We start from the raw sequence: 19844 nt of genomic DNA on the forward strand, positions 1-19844 counted from the left end.
TCACAAAACAGTCATGGCGTGTTTCGGATGCCGCTATTTGGCAGTCGTTCGCTGTATGATGTATTCTCCACGGAGCAACGTTGCCCCCAGATGCGTCAGCAAATGGCGACGGGATTCCGGCTCCAAAAGATAGAAATGATCGCCATGGATGGTACACAGGGAGAAGGTATCTGCTGATACATTGTTCCAATCCTGCATGACCGATACGGACACCTCGGGATCACAGGATCCAACATAGGCTGTAAGCGGACTATCCAGAGCGGTCTTGCCATCGTAGCTGTACTGCTCGGTCAATCGAAAATCAGAACGCAGCACAGGCAAGAGCAAAGCAAGCAACTCCGGGCTGCTTTGCACTTCCTCGGGCATACCACCCAAAGAGACCAGATTACGTTTCAGGCTTTCATCATCCATGCAATACCGGAAGGGTGGTTCTGAAAGTTCTTGTGGAGGACGGCGCCCGGATACAAAGACATGGACAGGGGCATGTCCCCGGGAGCGGCTCAGAAAGCTGGACAGTTCAAAAGCCAGAAGGGCGCCCAAACTGTGCCCGAACAGAGCAAAAGGGCGGTCCAGAAAAGGCTCCAGCGCTGCTGCCATCTCTGGAATTAATGTCTCCAGTGCATCAATGGGAGGGTCGGCAAAGCGCGTACCACGTCCCGGCAGCTCGACAGGACAAACCTCGATCCCTGCAGGGAGAAAACGTTCCCATCCCCGGTATACCGATGCACTCCCACCAGACCACGGCAAGCAAAAGAGACGGACGGCCGCATCAGAACCGACTGAACGTGTCCACGGCAGCCAACGGCTGACTTTTCCTGCTTGCTCACTGACCAGCACTCTGGTCTTGATCTGTGGTTTTTGAATCGCAAGATGCTCATGGAAAAGATGATCACGCTGCTTCAGGGCATGCTGAATCTCAGGCGACAGGCCATCCATGACACGGCGGATCTTGCGATATCGCATAAGCCTGTACACAATTCGCCCTCTCTCCATTGCACAGAAGAGGGGGCTTCCAGGAGCCGCCCTGTATGTATCAAGAAAATCTGACAGTGCCGCCGGCATGTGGCCTATCCGTTTGAAAAGCTGCTGTTCCGTGTCCCCCGACTGACGCCGGGCAGCCAAGACATTGGCCGTAACATCCCGGTCATCGATCAACTCCAGACCCAGAGCATCAAGCGCACCAACCATAGCGGGGACAGAGTCCGCAGGAAGGACATCACCATATAGAAAAACACCACCCATCCGCAGAACACGGGCCACATGCCTTAAAAAGGCAGGCAGATCCGGATAAGCCCCCGCACTTTCGAGATTAACCAAAACATCAATGCTGGCATCGGGTTGAGGCAAACAACAGGCATCAGCGATCTGAAAACGAATACCCTGCAAGGCGGCAAGAGAGCGACAGAAGGCGATATTCTCGGGACAAAGGTCAAGTCCGGAAAGACGCCGGGGCGAACAACGGGCCGCCAGTACGGACAAAAGCCCCCCGCGCCCACAACCGACATCCAGAACAGTCCGCCCATCCAGGGGGGTATCGGCCAACAGCTCGTGCACCAAGCGAATATGACGCGCGTTGGTTCCATGACCTGCCTCGCGGGCTGTGGAGCAGGACTGGATTGGCTCATACCCCCAGTTCAGAAAAAGAGCCTGCTCCGCCAGGAAATGATCGTCAGAGAGCGCACGATCCAGAAGGGCATAGACAGAACGATTCTCGGACAGACGGCATGATAGGGTCATAACGTGACCTCCGGCATACGATGCCCCTCATCAACATACAGGAAGGGATCAGGGACGGGTGGTGGTGGTGGATCCAGAGACACTTCACACAATGGCCCCATTGCCTGCAGGCAGGCCTGCCACGCGTGCCCCAGTGCAGCAGCATCGGCCAGAAGGCGCTGCTGCTGTGCCCGTTCAATTGCATCCCGCAGCTCTGACAACGCTGACAGAATAATGTCCGGAAACACGTCCCGCATGGAATCAATCAAGGATGCTCCCTGCGGATCTCCGAGAACCAAGGCAGTCGGACAGGAAAAATGCCGCTGATCTTTCTTGTTGGTCCAGTTGCCAAGAACAGAGGCACCGGCATCATCCCGCACATAGTCCGGTACATAGAGGGAGTGGGACCAAACAACCGGACCAAAGCTGTTTACCAGCTCCACACGGGCTTCCCGGGATCCTGCGGCAATGTTGTGCATCACCATTGCGTGATGATCTAGATCACGAGGATCAACCCATCCTTGGAGATTCATGATCAAAGGTACGGAGCCAATCACGGCCCGGATGACATTGAATGGAGGAGGAGCCTTGTGATTCCGGCAGAAATCAGCCGGCCATGGCGGACAATCAAGAACCCGGAAGCAATCCAGGCCACCAAAGGCCCGCCCGAGGATATCAAGGGCTGAGCACAAGAACTGAGGACTTGTGCTCAGCGTAATATAATCGGGATCCCTTACCTGCCGCCAAGCCTGCAAGCAGTCAATAAAACGGCGCGCGGCCTGGCTATGAGGGTAGAACGTATTGACATGCCAGCACGCCCGGCCAGCTGTTGCGGCATCATCCAGACGTGAAAGATCCGAAGGGTGGACGGGATGCTCCTGCAAAACATGAATGCCCCGACGCAGCAAGGCTTCAGCCACCCGCGTTCCCGGTCCGCCAAAAGCTGTGGACCGCAGAACAACGCAGGCAATATCGATATTGTCCGGCACTTCATCTGTGGAGGTATAAAGGGGAACACCCAAATCACGGGACAAAGCCTGCGAGCGTTCGCTGCCGCGTGCGAGAATGCCTGATAGAACAAAACCGGCATCTTCCTCGAGCAAGGCCGATAAATACGTTTCACCGAAACGAGTTCCACACACGATAATTCTCAGCGGCCGGCTCATGGCACCTGCTCCATATCGGGAACAGGTGCTTGTTCCACTGTCCCACCGTTATGTATCTGAAGTAGACGCTCCATATGCCCGGCTAGACCAGCAACTGTCGGATGATCAATGGCAGCCTCGGGCGTGACCTTGATACCCAGTTCGGTCTGGATTGTATGGCACAGGTCCAGGAACATAAGGGAATCCAGACCAAGCCGGATCAGGTTCTCATCCTCGGAGAACCGCTCAAGCGGCAGATTCAGCAAAGTAAAAAGCCTCTGGCGCAACCACATCAGCGCATCTGTTTTCTCGGACGCTATGACATCCGGCTTGATATCCTCCGGAACCAATGCGGTCACGTGGGGCGAAACAAGAGCGGACAGATGGGCCGGAACCCGTGAGGATCCTGCATGAACGGCAACCTTGTTCCAGTCCGCCGCCATAGCCACATAGACCGGGGCCGGACAAGCCAGTGCAGACTCCAACAGGTCAAGCGCCATTGCGGAAGACATCCCCAACATTCCGGATCGCTCCATTGTCTGTGCCAGAGCTTCCCTGTCTTCCTTCCGGATATCTCCCCAGAATCCCCATGATATTGCTGTCGTGGGCTGTCCAAGCGCGGTCTGGCGCGAAGCCAGTCGTTCCAGAATGCCATTGGCCATGGCATGGGCCGCTTGCCCTGCTGGTCCCAGAACTGTTGCCGCAGAAGAGAAGTAAACAGTCTGGCGGGGAATTAACCGCCCGGGGAGCTTGCCCAGAGCCAGGGCACCACGAACCTTCGGGTGCAGAACCCTCTCCAGGGTATCCCATGTCAGGGCTGCGACAGGAGAGTCGTGTAGAATGCCGGCCAAATGCAAGAGAATCCCGACCTGTTGGCCTTTGGGTACAGCCCTGTCCAGCGCCTTGGACAGAGCCTCGGGATGACCAGCATCGGCAACCGCCGTTGTAACGCGTATGCCACTTTCCCTCAGTGCTCTCAGGGCCGGTGCCAAACCGGAACCCGGCTTGTTACGCCCAACAAGAATAATGTCCTTGTAGCCCCTCTGTCCCAGTCGCCCCGCGACTGTCAGACCCGTCTCGGAAATGCCGCCGATCAAGACGGCCACATCCCCGGGAACAGGCTGAAGGGGTGGTGTTGCTGCGGCAACAGGCTCCAGCTTCTCGGCCAGAACACGACCCTCGCGCAGGGCAAAGTGCCCCCCACGGCAAGACCGCAATGCCTGATTCAGCAGGGCAATATCGTCCCCCGCAGGATCACGGTCCACAAGCGTCAGGGTAACAGACGGATATTCGGTCGCCATAACCCGCAACAACCCTGTCAAGGCTGCCTGCATGCTGTCCCCGGACACTGCGTCTGTTGATGTAACGCTCAAGGCACCATGTGTCAGAAGAGTTACGGCAACCGCTCCGTTTTCCTTTCGGGCAGAGACAACACGATCCCGCAGGTCAAGAGCTGACGCGACAAGACCCGCAAACGGATCATCATCGGATATAGGGCATGGCACCATGACAGGAGCTTGGTCAAGCTCTGACAAACCGTCTGCTGAACCCACACACAAAAGAAGATCTGGCAATGACCCGGAAGGATCAAGATCGTGCATGGGAACAGGACACAGACGGTACAGATATCCTTCTGTACGGGGCCTATCGTCGTGGTGAAGACCAAACCATTCGAGCACAGGGCAACCGGCTGTATCAAGGCCGACCCCATGCCCCCCATGGTCAAGAATATGCACAACAGAACCAGGACGGCGTTGCAGGCGTTGGATATGGATGCGACCGTCCACAACACCCGGGCAGATCATGTCTGCCATCCGCCCGGATAGATCCCTGGACTGACCATTCTCCGGTATTTGAATAGCTCCAAGAGTCCCGACACGGGCATATCCGACCCGGCTGGTCCCACAGCGCGAAAGCAAGATAATCTCCTTACCGGAAACATGCCCCTGTACCGGACAAGGCAGGGCATGCAGATCCAAGGAAATATCTTCCAGGGCAAGGGTTGGAAGACCAACCTGCCCTGCGGTATCCCACAGTGTTTCGATCAAATCACCGGCCGATACAGCCCGGGAGGTTTCGCCGGAATCAGCGATTGCTGGTGTATGCGACAGGACGGCAGGCTGTCCTGGCATACGACACAACAAAACATGCTCGTGCAGGGCATCAGCCAGCACACTGCCGTCAGGGACGGCATCCAGCACAGCGAAACCGGCAGACAAGGCCGCAGCCCGCCAGCGTTCCACAGATGCAAAGACGTTACCATCCCGGCTGTCGATATCATCCAGGTTGGGAACAAGGGGACCAAAAACAAAGTCGAACAGCTTACGGTGCTGTGTGATTTCACGCATGATCACCACGCCGCCGGGGCGCAGGCAGCACGCCAGACGTTTCATCAGGGCATCCAAGTTCGACGCGTTGTGGAGCACATTGGCTGCAATGACAAGATCGAGACTCTGTGCCGGAATGCCTTGGGCATGCGGGTCCTTCTCCATGTCAAAAGAGCGGTAGTCCATGAAGGGAAAAGCCGCAAACGTCGTACGTGCGCGTGACAAAAACAAAGAACCAAGATCCGTGAAGATATAACGCTCCACACGATCAGCCGGCAGGGCATGAACAACATCCCACGTTGTTCCTCCTGTCCCGGCGCCTATTTCCAGAATAGACAAGGGAGCGGTACGCTTGACAGCCAGCGCTGCAACGGCCTTGGCGACAATTGCGTTCAACAGACGAGATTGGGCGCTGTGCCGATACATGGCGGCCACATCCTCCGATGACCCATCGGGGAAAATGACCGAAACAGGATCAACCCGCCCGGACAACATATCTGCAAAAGCCGTCCCACCCCGCTTGATCACTGCTGCAAGTTGTTCATCGCCTCTCTGCCGCAGGGCTTCAAGAGCAGGAAGGATCTGATCCGGGGGTAATGGTGTAAAGCCCGTATAAATCTTGCCTTCTTTGCGCAGTACGCCAATAGCAGCAAGGTCACGCAGCAAACGGGCAACAAGTTGCCGGAACTTTGGCTTGATGGCTGTCGTCCGCAGAATATCGGCAACAGTGCGCTGTTGATCCGGGCTTTCAAAGCAACCCAGCGCTTGCAGGGCCTGCCCTACATACACAGCATGTAGCACTTCAGCATAGTGCTCGTCTTGCTGCAATGTGGTGATATCAAGGTTGGCCCGCATGGCCTCTGCCCGCGCCGCAGACAAGGCAGCAGACCACCCCGTACCATCCTCATCATGGTCTGACAACGTGGCAAGAGGAGGCTCGGGCGACCAGAATAGCTGCTCTTGCAAGGCCCGTGGCGTTAACCAGACCTTTCCTTTCCCTTCTCCTGTTATAGTTTCCGGAGGAACGCCCAAACCCGCCTGGAAAGCCATGCCAAGGGCTGCTCCCACACTCAGGTTGGCCGGCACATCTGGTAGACAGGATTCAAGCCATAGATCCTTGTCTGTTGCGCGGCTTTCCAGAACACCAACACTGACGATGGCACGTACTCCCGCCCCAGAGGATAAAACAGGAAGACGCAAAGGAATGTGGGTGTTCGCAAACAATGTCTCCCACATGCGGTCTGCGTTGGCACTGACCAAAGTCTCACCGACAATCAACTGGAAAGGTATAACCTCCGGTGACACATGAATGGACTGCAAGGCACTGTCCGGTAATGCCGCCTGCTGTCTGGCCCACAAGGCGGCCAAAGACAGTGCGTCCTCATACGACAGGACGCCCGCGACAGCCGCAGCAGCCAGAGCTGAGGGGCCACACGTAATAATCTGGTCCGGCTTCAGCCCTGCCCCCAACCAAACTTCCGCCAAGGCAATATGCACAGCTATACCGGTTGCCAGAAGAGTGGCGGCATCAGCATGTTCTGCTACAGAGAGTAGGTCAGATCCAGCATGTCCCCCAGAGATCAGGCTTGCCAGACTATCAAACGCCCGGCGGAATGTAGCATTGCTATCATAGAGGGAACGGCCATGGGACAGGCATTGGGCAGGATTTCCCGCAAACAGGAGTATAACCTGCGCGATTGATTCTGGCTCTTGGTGGAGCAGGGTTATTCCGGGTACCGAATCTCCTGCGGCAACGCGATCCAGATTTTCTGCCAGTCCTATGATATCTGGTGCCGACAGGGAAAGACGCCAGGGAAGAACAGGCCTTGCCGCCGCAGTACGCAGCAGGGCTGGCAACCGGTTTTCCTGAAGATCGGACAAATCATCCGCCCAACGCGCCGCTGTATGCCGCAAGGCATCGGGGGCAGTTGCCGACAGCACAAGAACAGGCACCCCCGTCGGGCAAGGCTCCACGGAAGGCTCGGCGACCGGTTCTGGCGCCTCTTCGAGAACGATATGGCAGTTAGTCCCCCCGATCCCGAAAGAACTGACGCCAGCACGCCGTGGGCAATCCCCCTGCTTCTCCCAAGGAGAAAGCGTGATGGGAACATGGAAAGGCGAAGCCGAAAAATTGATATGGGGATTGGGTGCCTCATAGCCAGGCACAGGGGGAATTTGTCGATAATGCAAGGCCATGACGGCCTTCAGCAGCGAAGCGATTCCGGCTGCGGTATCACAATGACCAAGATTGGCCTTGACAGAGCCAAGAGCACAAAAGCCGCTTGCATCCGTATCGGCACGAAACGCTGTTGTCAGGGCCTCCACCTCGATCGGGTCACCCAAGGGTGTGGCCGTACCGTGTCCTTCCAGCAGGGTAATGCTGCCCGCATCCACCTCAGCCATGCCAAGGGCCTCGCGGATGACAGCAACCTGACCATCCACCGATGGTGCCGTATACCCTGTTTTTGCCGCGCCATCATTGTTGACGGCCGAACCCCGTATCACAGCCAGCACCGGATCTCCGTCGGCCACCGCATCGTCCAGAAGCTTGAGCAAGACCACACCGGCACCATTGCCAATACTTGTTCCTTGGGCATTGGCGTCATAAGGCCGACACCGACCATCTGGCGAGAAGATCATCCCCTCGTAGAACAGGTAGCCACTTTCCTGAGGGAAGGTCAGCGCCACCCCTCCGGCCAGAGCCATGGCACACTCGCCATTGCGGATCTGCTCGCAAGCAGTGTGGACGGCAACCAAAGAACTGGAGCAAGCCGTCTGCACGCTCATAGCCGGCCCTGTCAACCCTAGGCGATAGGCAACACGCGAGGCCAAGTAATCCTTGTCATTGCCAATCAGGGCTTGCAAGGTCCGCGGGGCCCCGATACCAACCGTATCGGCACGGGTCCACAAACGATAGGTCCCCATACGTGCCGCACCGAAGACACCAATGTTCATGCCCCGGGCCTGCTCGGCATAGCCGGCACTGTCCAGAGCTTCCCACGCCAGGGTCAGGAACAGGCGTTGCTGGGGATCGATGCTTTCAGCTTCCTGCGGAGAGAAACCAAAGAAAGCTGCATCAAAGTGCGCGGCACGTGGCACAATCGATGCCATCGGCACAAAATCAGGATTCTGCCGTATAGACTCCGGAATGCCGGCCTGGTCCAGTTCCTCTTCAGTCAAGGCCCTGGACAACAGGCGCCCATCAGCCAGATTCCGCCAGTAAGCTACGGGGGTCGGGGAATCCTGGAAACGGCAGGCAGCACCAATGACAGCCACAGGTTGGCAGAAGCCATAGTCACGGTCACGCAAGGTCTTTTCGGGGCAATCAGAGATAGGACGGCTCATTGGGCAGGCTCCATGGAAGAATGAACTTTGGCTTTCAAGTCACGGCGACGGGCACGCCGCAGGCTGGCGTCTCCCTGTGCGACAGCGGCAAGTATCCCGGAACGGGTGCTGCCTGTGTCTCCTTGGCTGGCAGAGCGAAGGGTCAGCAGATGAGCAGCAAGAGCGGAAAGCGTCGGGTAGCGGAACAGGTCAACAACCCGGCACTCCAGACCCATGGTCCGGCGAATGGCCTGATGCAAACGCACCAGGGTCAGGGAGCTCAGACCAATTTCAAAGAATGTCCGGTCACGGGGTGGAGCGGAAACTAAATTGCCGACAGATTGCACCAAGGCAGACAACTCTTTTTCCACATCGGCTCTATCCTTGTCTGCCGGTGCGGATGCCCCCACGTGATACTGTGGCATACGCTTTACAGACATGCGCCGGAAGCGATCGAAGCTATTCTCGGGTACATATCCACGGGACGGGCTCTGCCACGGGGCCGCATCCACGAGAGACTCAAGGAAACGGCTGTATGCCTCAAAGGCTTCATCCAGAAGCCCTTCGGGGAACAGCCCCTGTACAGAGTCCCAGTTGAAGAACAGCCCGCCATCTTTTTCTAGGACCTGATGGTCCAGCCATGTCTGTGGCGTCTGGGTAATGCCGAACCCAAAGCGCCCGGGCAGATTGTCCTCTCCAGTAGAAGAGCCGGCACCAAGCCCGCTGGTAAATACCACCGGAAATGTCGGGGCCTGTTCCAGTCCATGGTGACGTGCGAAATCGCGCAGGACACGAACAGCCGAGACCTGCATATGCCCGATATCATCCCACAAACGCGCCTGCACGGCCCGTACCGTATCGACAAAAGTTTGCTGCGGATCGGGGCCAATGGCCAGCAACACCAGTGATGTAAAATCACCGATCAAATGATCAACATCAGGGTGCAGAGGAAGACGATTGAATAATGTCAGATTCAGGGTCAGATCACGACGGGAACTGAAAGCCCCCAAAGTCAGGCCATAGGCCGAGAGCAGAACAGCATTGGGCGTAACCCCGGCTGCTACGGCATGTGCGCGCAAGGCAACCCACTGTTCGGGAGACAGACGTCCTTCACGGCGTTCAAATGTCGGCTTCTCAATACAATCCGGATCCATGGCCAAGGGAAGGTCCGGCGCTGGTGGCAAATGCTCCATGCGCTGTAGCCACCATGCAAGAGAACGACGCCACCGGCCCGTCCCCTGTATACCCTCAACAGCGCACAGATAGTCCCGGAATGACAAACCGGGGACAGACAAAGGTGTTGTAAGCGGATCGTCCATGCGGGCCAGAGACAACCACATACGCAACAGCATCTGTATGCTGCGACCATCGCAAATAATATTATCAATTCCAAAAAAGATCCGAACTTGGCTTTCTGCTGTCCGGATTATCCTGATGTCAAACAGGGGCCATTGTTCTGTGGGTCGGACCTGATGTGACATATCCTGCCGCCAGGCCAGCGTGTGCTGCTCGCAGGCTGGCAGGGACAGCATTCGTCCATCGATTATGGGCATCGCGTAATCAGGGACTGTTTCAAGAACTCGCTGTTGGCCATTTTCATCGACCACGGCACGCAGCATGTCATGACAATGTACCAAGCGGTTCCATGCCACGGCGAGCTGAGCGGGATCCACATCATCCACGTCGATCTCAAGGTACAACCAGGTTGAAATGCCGCTGATCTGGCGCCCAATCCAATAGGCCTCCTGAACATCGGTCAGGGCGAACGGACGAAAACGATCCTGAGGCGCCGGGACCAATGCAGGCAGGGCCTCTTCCTCGCAGGATTCAACAACATCGAGCCTAGTTGCAAAGGCGGCAAGAACCGGGGCATCAAAGACATCCCGCACCCGGATATCCTTGTCCAGCTCACTGCGAACCCGTTCGACCAGACGAACGGCGGTCAGGCTGTCCCCACCCAGATCGAAAAAGCTGTCTTCCCGCCCAAGCCCGTCAACACCAAGCACCTCGCGCCAAAGGACGGCTAGTTTCTGTTCCGTCGCGGTCACAAGCGAAGAGGAGCGACGACGCATACCGGTTCCGACCGGTTTGGGCAAGGCCTGACGATCCACCTTGCCGTTCGATGACAGGGGAACAGAATCAAGAAGAAGAAAGGCCGAGGGCATCATGTAAACTGGTACCCGTGCCGACAGGTAATCCTGCAACACATTGACTGTAAACCCATGGGCTGATGTCGGTGAACACGCGGCAAGAACATGCACACCAGGATGCATATCTGCATGTGTTAACAAGGGGACAGCACGGACAACCGGCCAGCCTGCCGCAGAAAACATACCTTCCCAACCATTCGGATCCAGAAGGGGCTGCCCCGCCTGTTGGCGTTGATCTTCCAGATGACGATACCCTTCCTCCAGCAAGGCAACGGTAACGCCTTGTAGCGGACTGCTCCGGGTTATCTCGGGCGCCAGCACAAGGCCACCAGGCACCAGAAGGCGTGACAGGAAACCCAGCAATCGCGGAATATTGCGACTGCGGTGCAGGGCATTACACGCAATGACCACATCAAATCCGTGCAGCGGGAACCCCTGGAAGACCGGATCCTGATCCGGATCAAGCAGGGAAAAATCGATCGCAGGACCATCAACGGCGTCCAAGACCTGACGGGCACGATCCAAGAATAGCCGGGACGTATCGGTTACCGTGTAGTGCAGGGTATTCCCCAAGCCCTCCAGGATTTCCCGGGAGGCAAGCCCACCCCGGGCCCCGATTTCCAAAACCCGGAGAGGTTGTTCCAATGTAGCCTGCCCGGCCCTGTCGGCCAACACGGCATGAACAGCGGCCAGTCCCCTCTCATACAAGGGATCAAGGCGGGCTAGATATTCCGGAGACAACACATCATCGGCACCATAGAACAGAGCCAGAGGGTCCTCTTCGCCCCGGACCACAAACAGCCTCATCCCCGATCCCTGTTTGAGCGATGCCAAAATACCGGCAGGGAAACCAACTCGGCGGGCTTCATTGGCCAGATCATCCCACACATGGTTTTGCAGGCCAGAAGGCGTCAGGAGATTATCATCGTGAGCAACAAGCTCTCCGGTCTCCAACAACATGGCAAGCCAGCCCGTGGCAACAGACGTGAAACGATCGTCGCAACGCAGAATGCGGAACACATCATCTCGCGCAAGGCATGAACCCGGCTCGACGAACAAGCCTGCCGCAAGCAAGGTATCACGCACGCATTGGCGCGCGACTTTGCTCATCAGGGCCCACAGGGCTTCATACGCGGCGGGCGTCTGGCCGGGGATCGGGCAACCTGCAACGGCATGCAGGCCAGATACCACCTGCCCATATTCTTCTTGTACGGTGTCGGGATCACGGGACAGGTCAGGCAGGAAACATGGGGCCGCATCCATATGGGCAGGGTCAACCGTAAACCATGCGACCAGACGCTTGATCTCACCATCATGACCCAGAGCGTCAACAACAGCATCCCGGACAGCTGGATGAGACAGTAAGGCCGCCTCAATCTCTCCGGTTTCAATACGATGGCCGGCAATCTTGACCTGATGGTCCTTGCGTCCCAGAAACTCGATCACCCCATCGGGCCAGTAGCGAGCCATATCACCGGTACGATACAGACGCATCCCGTCATCAGGATGACAGGGAAAACTGGCGGCTGTCTTTTCCGGATCACCGGCATATTCCTTGGCTAGTCCGATTCCGGTAATATAGAGATCACCGGGCACCCAGTCCGGACGATCATTGAGGCCAGAATCCAGAACGCGATAGCCTTGGTTGGACAAAGGGTAACCATACGGGACAGAGCGCCAGTGTGGTTCAACCCGGTCAACCAGGAACCAGTTAGACCAAATGGATGCCTCTGTCGCCCCGCCCATGCAAACCAGACGCACATGCGGCGAAAAAGTGCGCAGTCGCTCGGGAAGTGACAGGGGAACCCAGTCCCCGGACAACATAACCACCCGCAGCCCCCCGACGGCAACAGGGTCTGCTTCGGTCAACAGCATATCCAGCAATGCCGGGACAGAATTCCACACGGTCACGCCGTATTGACGACACAGGCGGGACCAGCGCACCGGATCGCGCCGATCATCTTCGTGCGGAAGAACCAGTGTTGCACCACATGCAAAGGTGCCAAAGATATCGTACACAGACAGGTCAAAAGACAGGGAAGATAGCCCGAAGACCCGGTCCTTGCACGTCACGCCAAAGCGGCTGTTGACATCAATAACGGTATTAAGCGGCCCCCGGTGATCAATCACAACACCTTTGGGAACACCGGTCGATCCAGATGTGTAGATAATATATGCCGCATCTTCGGGATGGATGGCAGCAGGCTCCGGCACCGTATCAGGGTAACGGAACAGGGCAGCCTCGGAAACATCGAGAACATGGCGTTTTCTACCTTCGCCAAACCGTGCTGTAATCTCCGCATGACGCCAAGACTGGACCAGAAGCACCGTAATATCCGCGCTGTCCAGAATACCGGAAACCCTGAGATCCGGCCACGCGGGATCAATTGGAACATAAGTATGACCAGCCGCCAGAACACCAAGAACAGCTGCAACCTGTTCCGGCCCCTTTTCCATCAAGACAGCAACCCGCTGACCGTGGGCAGGTTGAGCAAGCGTCCCCCGAACAGCATGGGCAATCCGTACGGACCATGCCGCCAGATCTCCATACGACCAGGTTGTATCATCCCCGCCAACAAGGGCGGTCTGGTCTGAGTTTTCCCGTGCCTTGCGGAAGAACGGCTCATGCAGCAATCCTTCGGGTATTGAGGCATGCGTGTTATTGACAACAGCCCGAACCTGGCGCTGTTCATGTGGCAGAAGAGGCCCAACAGGGTGCAACCAAGTTGTTCTGTCCTGTCCCAAACGCTCAAGAAGAGTACAATAAGCCTCAAACATGGCCTGGGGCATACCTTCGGGGAACAAGGCCTCAACCATATCCCAGTTGATTACCAAGGAGCCGTCTGCCGCCTCGGATACCTGTTGGTCAATCCAGACCTGGGGTGTTTGGGTTACAGCACGAACCAGATTCCCCAAGACGGAATCAGCCCTGTTGCTCTGCGATGGAGGAATTGTGCCCAGCTGGCTGGTAAACACAACCGGCATCAGCATTTTCCGTTGGTCACGGCTGCGAGCCATGTCGCGCAACACATCAACAGCAGAAAAGGCTCTGTGTTCCAATGCCTCCATCATATCCGCAAACAGCGTGCGCGCATTGTCGATAAAAGCCGCACGACCATCACGGTCTACACCCAGTAATACGACCGACGTGAAATCGCCGACAAGGCGTGGAACGTCAGGATGCCACAGACGACGATCAAAAATCGTCAGGTTCAGTGTAAACCGGGAAGAGGCACTCCAAGCCGCAAGGGCATCAGCAAAGGCAGATACAAGAAGGGCCGCCGGGGTTATGCCCGAAAGCGCCGCCTGGTCTTTGATTGCAGACCAAAGCCCGGCCTCTAGACGTGCACTATGACGCACAAAGACAGGGTTGGTTATTGTAGCGGGATCAACAGCCAACGGAAGGTCCGGTGCTGGAGGCAAAGCATCAAGGCGGTTCGTCCACCACACGCGCGCTGCATCCCGTTCTGCAAGAAAGTCCTGCCTGTGCTGACGTGCCAGAACATAATCACGGAATGACAGTGACAGGGGTAACAAACCGGCATGATCTGGATTGGCACCATGCCGGCACAGGGCTTCCAGCTCATCCCAGACAATCTGGCTGGATGTTGCATCGATGATCAGCATGTCAATACTCAGATGCAGGCGTATTTTCCCGCCGGGCATCCGGGTTACCCGAACATCAAACAGGGGCCAGCGCTCTGTTGGCAGAACCTGATGTTCCATTTCATCGCGCCAAGCCTGTACGTGGGCCTCGGCAGAGGCCACATCGGCTCCGGACATATCAACAACCGGAACATGATACAGGGGCACATCAGGCAGAATATGCTGACGTCCATCGGCATCAATAACCAGCCGCAAGGCATCATGGCGCTGAATCAAGACATTCCAGGCATCTTCCAGACACCGGGGATCAAGTGTGACACTTTCTGTTTCCAGATAGGCATGGCACGCAATATTGCCCATCGCAAAAGCCTGACTACGGCCCGCCCAGTACGCATACTGCAGCTCGGTCAGGGGGAATGGCTGGTATCGGTTCGAAGCATCGGGAATCAGATCAGCATCATGTTCGCGAGGGATTTCTCTCGCCTGCGTCATCAATGTGCATAAATAATGACTGATGGCATCCGTTGTCGGTGTCTCGAAAACAGGACGCAGGGCGCAGGAAATGGCTAGAAGTTGGTTGACGGAGCGCACAAACTCCATGGCCAGGATGGAATCAAGACCCATGGACAGCAGGTCCTGCCCCGGCAGTAGGCGCTGTGGCTCAATTCTCAGAATACGCGACAGCAGGTGCGTAACCAGATCCAGCATACCGGATGCGTACTGCTCTGGCTCCATGCTGACCAAGGCCGCTGCAAGATCCTGTTCGGATGCAGCGACAGGGGTCAGACGGTACGCCGTATCAGAACCTGCACATGCTGCCGACGCTTCACACACATCGATGCGATGCTCTTCTGTGGATACGCCCTGATAAACACGCCTTGCCGACATCCAGTACGTGCGACGCTCAAACGGATACAGAGGCAAATGCTGAGGTGGCAGAACGGGCCCGCGTGAAATCACGGACCAGTCAGGGTTTACCCCGGCCTCATACAGCTTGGCCAGAGTATCCAGAATGGTAACAGCATCACAGGCATCCCGGCGCAGGGATGACAGGGATACCGGCATTTCCTCCAGCGCCATTGATACAAGAGTACGACGGATCAAGGGGGTCAGGACAGCTGCCGGGCCAATTTCCAGAAAAACCGAACAGCCATGCGCAATCGCAGCCTGAACAGCAGGCACAAAGGAAACCGGGTTACGGGCATGGTCACGCCAGTAAGCCCCACTGCCCATTCGTTCCGGGTCAACATATGAGCGGTCAACCGTTGACCACATGGGAATACGCGGCTCCGCTGCCTGTAATCCGGAGGCAGCCTGTTCAAGATGCTCCAGAACAGGATCCATCAATGGAGTATGGAAGGCATGGGATACATCGAGCATCCGCACTGACAGACCACGTTCTTTCAAAGGCGTCAGAAAAAACTGCAGGGCCTTGTCGTCTCCACCGATGACAATATCTTCCGGCCCATTGATTGCTGCAATTGCCAAGGTCGGGCTGTCTGCTTGCAGCAGGAGATCCGTAGCTTCGTCCAGTTTCATGCGCAGGGCCGCCATAGCCCCACCTGCCGGCAATGCCTGCATCAGGCGTCCACGCTCAACAACCAAATGTGCTGCCTGATGCAAAGGTAGAATACCGGCGATCACAGCAGCTTGGAATTCACCGACGGAATGCCCGATAATGAAATCAGGTTGAACACCCAGATCAATCCACATCCGAGCCAAAGCGTATCCAACAGCAAACAGTGCCGGCTGATCATATTGCGTCTGTCCCAAGCGCGTGTCCGACTCTGCAAACAATAGTTCTGTTACCGGGAACCCCAGACAAGGCTCCAGCACAGCAGAAACCTCGTCCAGAGCAGACCGGAACCGCGGCTCAAATGCATACAAGCCACGCGTCATACCCGGATACTGGGTTGATTGTCCGGAGAACACAAAAGCAATACGTGGCGCGGTCAGAGACCGTCGGAATTGGCCACGAATACGCGACAACGCCTGAACCAACTCATCCCGGTTCCGCCCCACAACAGCCCGACGTATTGGCAGGTGTGAACGGCAACGGTGTGCTCCATTCAGAAGAGGTGCCAACGGAATCCCAGTGTTAGCCACGCGTTCTGCATACTGGTGTGACAGCACTTCCAAGGCATTGGGCGACGATGCAGACAAAGCCAGCATCCAGGCTGGCCGATCCGGATCCGATGCAGATGTTGCCCCATCATGCCAAGCAGGAGCACTTTCAAGAACAGCACAGGCAATCGCCCCGGTGAAACCAAAGGATGAAACAAGGGCACGGCGTGGTGCCTCTCCTGTCCGTTCCGGCCATGGTTCTGGCTGAGCAGGAAGCCGCGCAGGGATATCCTGTAGCGCAATCGCTGGATTGATGGTCTGAAGATTGCCATGCGGGGGCAAGACGCCACTCTCTAGCGCCAAAATCGTTTTGACAAGCCCGGCAATGCCGGCTGCAGCCTCCAGATGACCAATATTAGTCTTGACCGACCCCATCAGCAGAGGGGCCGAACGGTTGCCATCAGCACCAAAAATGCGGGACAGCGCATTGAACTCGATTGGATCGCCCAGACGTGTCCCGGTTCCGTGCAACTCGACATAATCGATTGCATCTGGTGACAGGCCAGAACGTCGAAGAACCTTCCGGATCATGGCTTCTTGGGCATGGCCATCCGGGACAGTCAAACCGGCGCGGGTGCCATCCTGACGAACGACAGACTGACGAATGACAGCCCGGACCCGGTTGCCATCAGCAAGGGCATGCGACAGGGGCTTCAGGACAAGAACAGCACATCCCTCACCCCGAACATAACCATCGGCATCCTTGTCAAAAGTTTTGCAGCGCCCGTCAGGAGCCAGCATACCTGCCTTGTGCAGGGCCAGGTCAATTTCAGGCAGGATCTGGACCTTGGCCCCAGCCGCCAGAGCAAGCGAACATTCCCCTGCCCGTAACCCCTGACACGCCAGATGCACAGCAACCATCGATGCGGAACAAGCCGTATCAAGGCTCAGGGCCGGGCCCTCAAACCCTAGGACATAGGACAGCCGTCCGGCCGCCGCAGCCGTTGAAATGCCGGGAGCATAATGAACATCAAAAGGATCCGCATCCCCGGACAGGAACGGCAGATGCGCATATTCACTCCCGCTGATACCAACAAAGACCCCCGTATCACTGCCTTTCAAGGATCCGGGATCAAGACCCGCATCTTCCAAGGCATGCCAAGAAACTTCCAGCAGATGACGATGTTGGGGATCAATGGAAATGGCCTCTCGCGGGCTGATCCCGAAGAACGCCGCATCGAAGCCATCGACGTTTCCCAGAAAGGCACCGTACCCCGGAATTGGCAGGTCCACATCATAGCGACCCTGCGGCACCGAACGTACCGCATCTCCCCCATTCAGAAGAAATGTTAAAAACTCATCGGGAGATTCAGAGTTTTTCCCTGTTCCGGTTGGCATCACCAAGCCAATACCAATAACCGCAATGGGCTCTGCGCTCCCTGCTGGTAATAAGAGCGGGCGAACAGGATCCGGATCTGGTTGTGTATCCCGCCTTCCTTCCAACCACGCGACAAGAGCATCCATGTTGGGGTTGGAGAACAGAAGCGTATCGGGCAAACGCAACCCCAATGTCTTTTCCAGGCGTCCGATCACATCCAGCGCAGTGACAGAGTCCAGTCCCAGATCAAAGAAGCCGACTTGCGGGTCCAATGTCCGTGGATCAACACCTCCCAAAGCCCGGGCAACCAGCTGTTGCACCATTTGACGCAAGGATACGCCCCCCGTGCCTTCCGGAGCGGTATCGGCAAAAAGACGGCTGTGTAAAGAGACCAAGTTGCCATCAAGCCAAGCCTGACGGACAGCCTTGCGCCGGACCTTGCCCGAGGTTGTTCTCAGCAGTGTTCCCTTGCGGATAAAAGTTATAGCGTGCACCGGTATTCCGTGTTGACGCCCGATATCCTGACGCACCTGCTCCATCAACGCTGGCAAGTCGCCCTTGCGCAGGGCTTCCTGGACCACAACCAAAGCTTCCCCACTTTCGGTCTGGATGGAGAAAGCGGCCCCTCCCCCCGGGACAAGGCGAGGATCAAAATCGCTCACTGTTTTTTCAATATCGTTTGGATAGTGACAACGCCCATGAAAGATCATGACATCCTTCAGGCGGCCGGTTATATAAAGCCTGCCCTCATAAAGGATTCCCAGGTCGCCGGTACGGAGATAGCGGTTCCCAGCCAAGGGGTGATCTTCTCTGACATTCAGGACAGCACCGAAAACCTCACCGTCCGGATCGGACTTATTCCAGTAGCCCGCCGCGACTGAAGGTCCGGACACCCAGATCTCGCCAACCCTGTCTTCGGTAACAGGCATCCGGGTTTCAGGGTCGACAATCTGTATATCCTGCCCGTCAAAATCCGATCCGCAAGATACATAGGCCCTGCTTCCCTTGCCCTGTGGGGTCCCGCTGACAACACGGTTCTGCTCCAGAGCCTCGACGTCAAACCACCGGGTAACAGGCCCGTCCTGCGTTGTGCAGCCTGATACCATAAGGGTTGCCTCGGCCAGGCCATATCCGGGCCTGACCGCTTCCCGCCGTAGTCCGGCAGGAGCAAAGGCTTCAATGAAAGCATTCAGCATCAGGGGATCAACAGGCTCCGCCGCTGGCACGGCCACCTCAACCCGCGACAAGTTCAGTGCAGAAAGTCGTTCCGGTGTCAGCGCATCCAGACACGCCCTGAAACCAAAAGCCGGCCCCGGAAGCACCGTGGCGGAGAAACGGGTTGCTGTCTCCAGCCACGTCAGCGGATCACGTGTAAACATGGCCGGTGGCATCACAACACTGCGTGCCCCATGCAGGAGTGGTGCCAGAACACCCATGATCAGGCCCATGTCATGAAACAGGGGCAACCACGTGGCGGTTACACTGTCATGCTTCTGTAAACCATTGGCCCGACCGATAAAGGCACTGTTTAAAAGCAAACCAGCATGCGTGTTGACAACACCCTTGGGATCTCCGGTTGAACCGGATGTATATTGGAGGAAGGCAACCGTAGCAGGTGAAACATCAGGGTATGCCCAAGATTCGGGATCCGGAAAACCGGCGTCAGTGACCAGAACCTTGCATCCAACTGTACGGCAGAGTTGATCAAGAGCCTCTGCAGAATCCTGTGCGATGTGTCCGGTGGTCAGAAGAAAGCCCGGCTGGCAATCCTTGGCGATGGGCAATACTTTCGGCAACACGCGGGACACACGGGCCGAACCCGGTAGATTAACCGGGACAGCAATAACGCCGGCATACAGGCAGCCCAAAAGACCGATGACATAATCAGCACCAGAGGGAAACAGAAGCAGTGCCCGGTCCCCCGGTTTGCACGTCTGCTGCAGGGCAGATGCCAAAGCGCGAGCCTTCAGGGAAAGATGATGCCGGGAAAATGTATCTCCGGAACCGTCAAGGGTCATGAATGTTGCAATCTCATGATCAGGATGGCTGCGGACATTGGCTTCCAAAAGCTCAACCAGACTGGAAGCACAGGCAATGTGTTCGGAACGGGATACAGACATATCGGGGCATTCTC

At 56.7% G+C, this 19844-nt stretch carries 4 protein-coding genes; all 4 read right to left on the reverse strand.

All coding sequences use genetic code 11. The annotated features are described in order from the left end of the window. Positions 1-33 precede the first annotated feature (33 nt). The 4 genes from HEQ60_RS06175 to HEQ60_RS06190 are packed head-to-tail and all read right to left on the reverse strand — an operon-like array spanning position 34 to position 19830. A complete protein-coding gene (locus HEQ60_RS06175) occupies positions 34-1737 on the reverse strand; it encodes an alpha/beta fold hydrolase (protein WP_168070635.1) in 1704 nt (567 codons plus the stop codon). Next, the gene (locus tag HEQ60_RS06180) at positions 1734-2882 is read right to left on the reverse strand and encodes a Gfo/Idh/MocA family oxidoreductase (RefSeq protein ID WP_168070637.1); all 1149 of its coding nucleotides are present in this window, start codon (positions 2880-2882) and stop codon (positions 1734-1736) included. The genes HEQ60_RS06175 and HEQ60_RS06180 overlap by 4 nt, the downstream gene beginning before the upstream one ends. Then, positions 2879-8533, reverse strand: a complete 5655-nt coding sequence (locus HEQ60_RS06185) for an SDR family NAD(P)-dependent oxidoreductase (protein WP_168070639.1) — start codon at positions 8531-8533, stop codon at positions 2879-2881. The genes HEQ60_RS06180 and HEQ60_RS06185 overlap by 4 nt, the downstream gene beginning before the upstream one ends. Further along, positions 8530-19830 carry a non-ribosomal peptide synthetase/type I polyketide synthase gene (locus HEQ60_RS06190; protein WP_168070641.1) on the reverse strand — a complete coding sequence of 3767 codons (11301 nt, stop codon included), beginning with the start codon at positions 19828-19830 and terminating at the stop codon, positions 8530-8532. Before HEQ60_RS06190 ends, HEQ60_RS06185 begins: the two co-directional genes overlap by 4 nt. Between the last annotated feature and the right edge of the window lie 14 nt (positions 19831-19844).

The organism is Haematospirillum sp. H1815 (assembly GCF_012102705.1).
GTDB lineage: Bacteria > Pseudomonadota > Alphaproteobacteria > Rhodospirillales > Rhodospirillaceae > Haematospirillum.

Coding starts and splice junctions, on each gene's coding strand:
- HEQ60_RS06175 (WP_168070635.1), bottom strand. CDS start 1,737: ATGACCCTATCATGCCGTCTGTCCGAGAATCGTTCTGTCTATGCCCTT.
- HEQ60_RS06180 (WP_168070637.1), bottom strand. CDS start 2,882: ATGAGCCGGCCGCTGAGAATTATCGTGTGTGGAACTCGTTTCGGTGAA.
- HEQ60_RS06185 (WP_168070639.1), bottom strand. CDS start 8,533: ATGAGCCGTCCTATCTCTGATTGCCCCGAAAAGACCTTGCGTGACCGT.
- HEQ60_RS06190 (WP_168070641.1), bottom strand. CDS start 19,830: ATGTCTGTATCCCGTTCCGAACACATTGCCTGTGCTTCCAGTCTGGTT.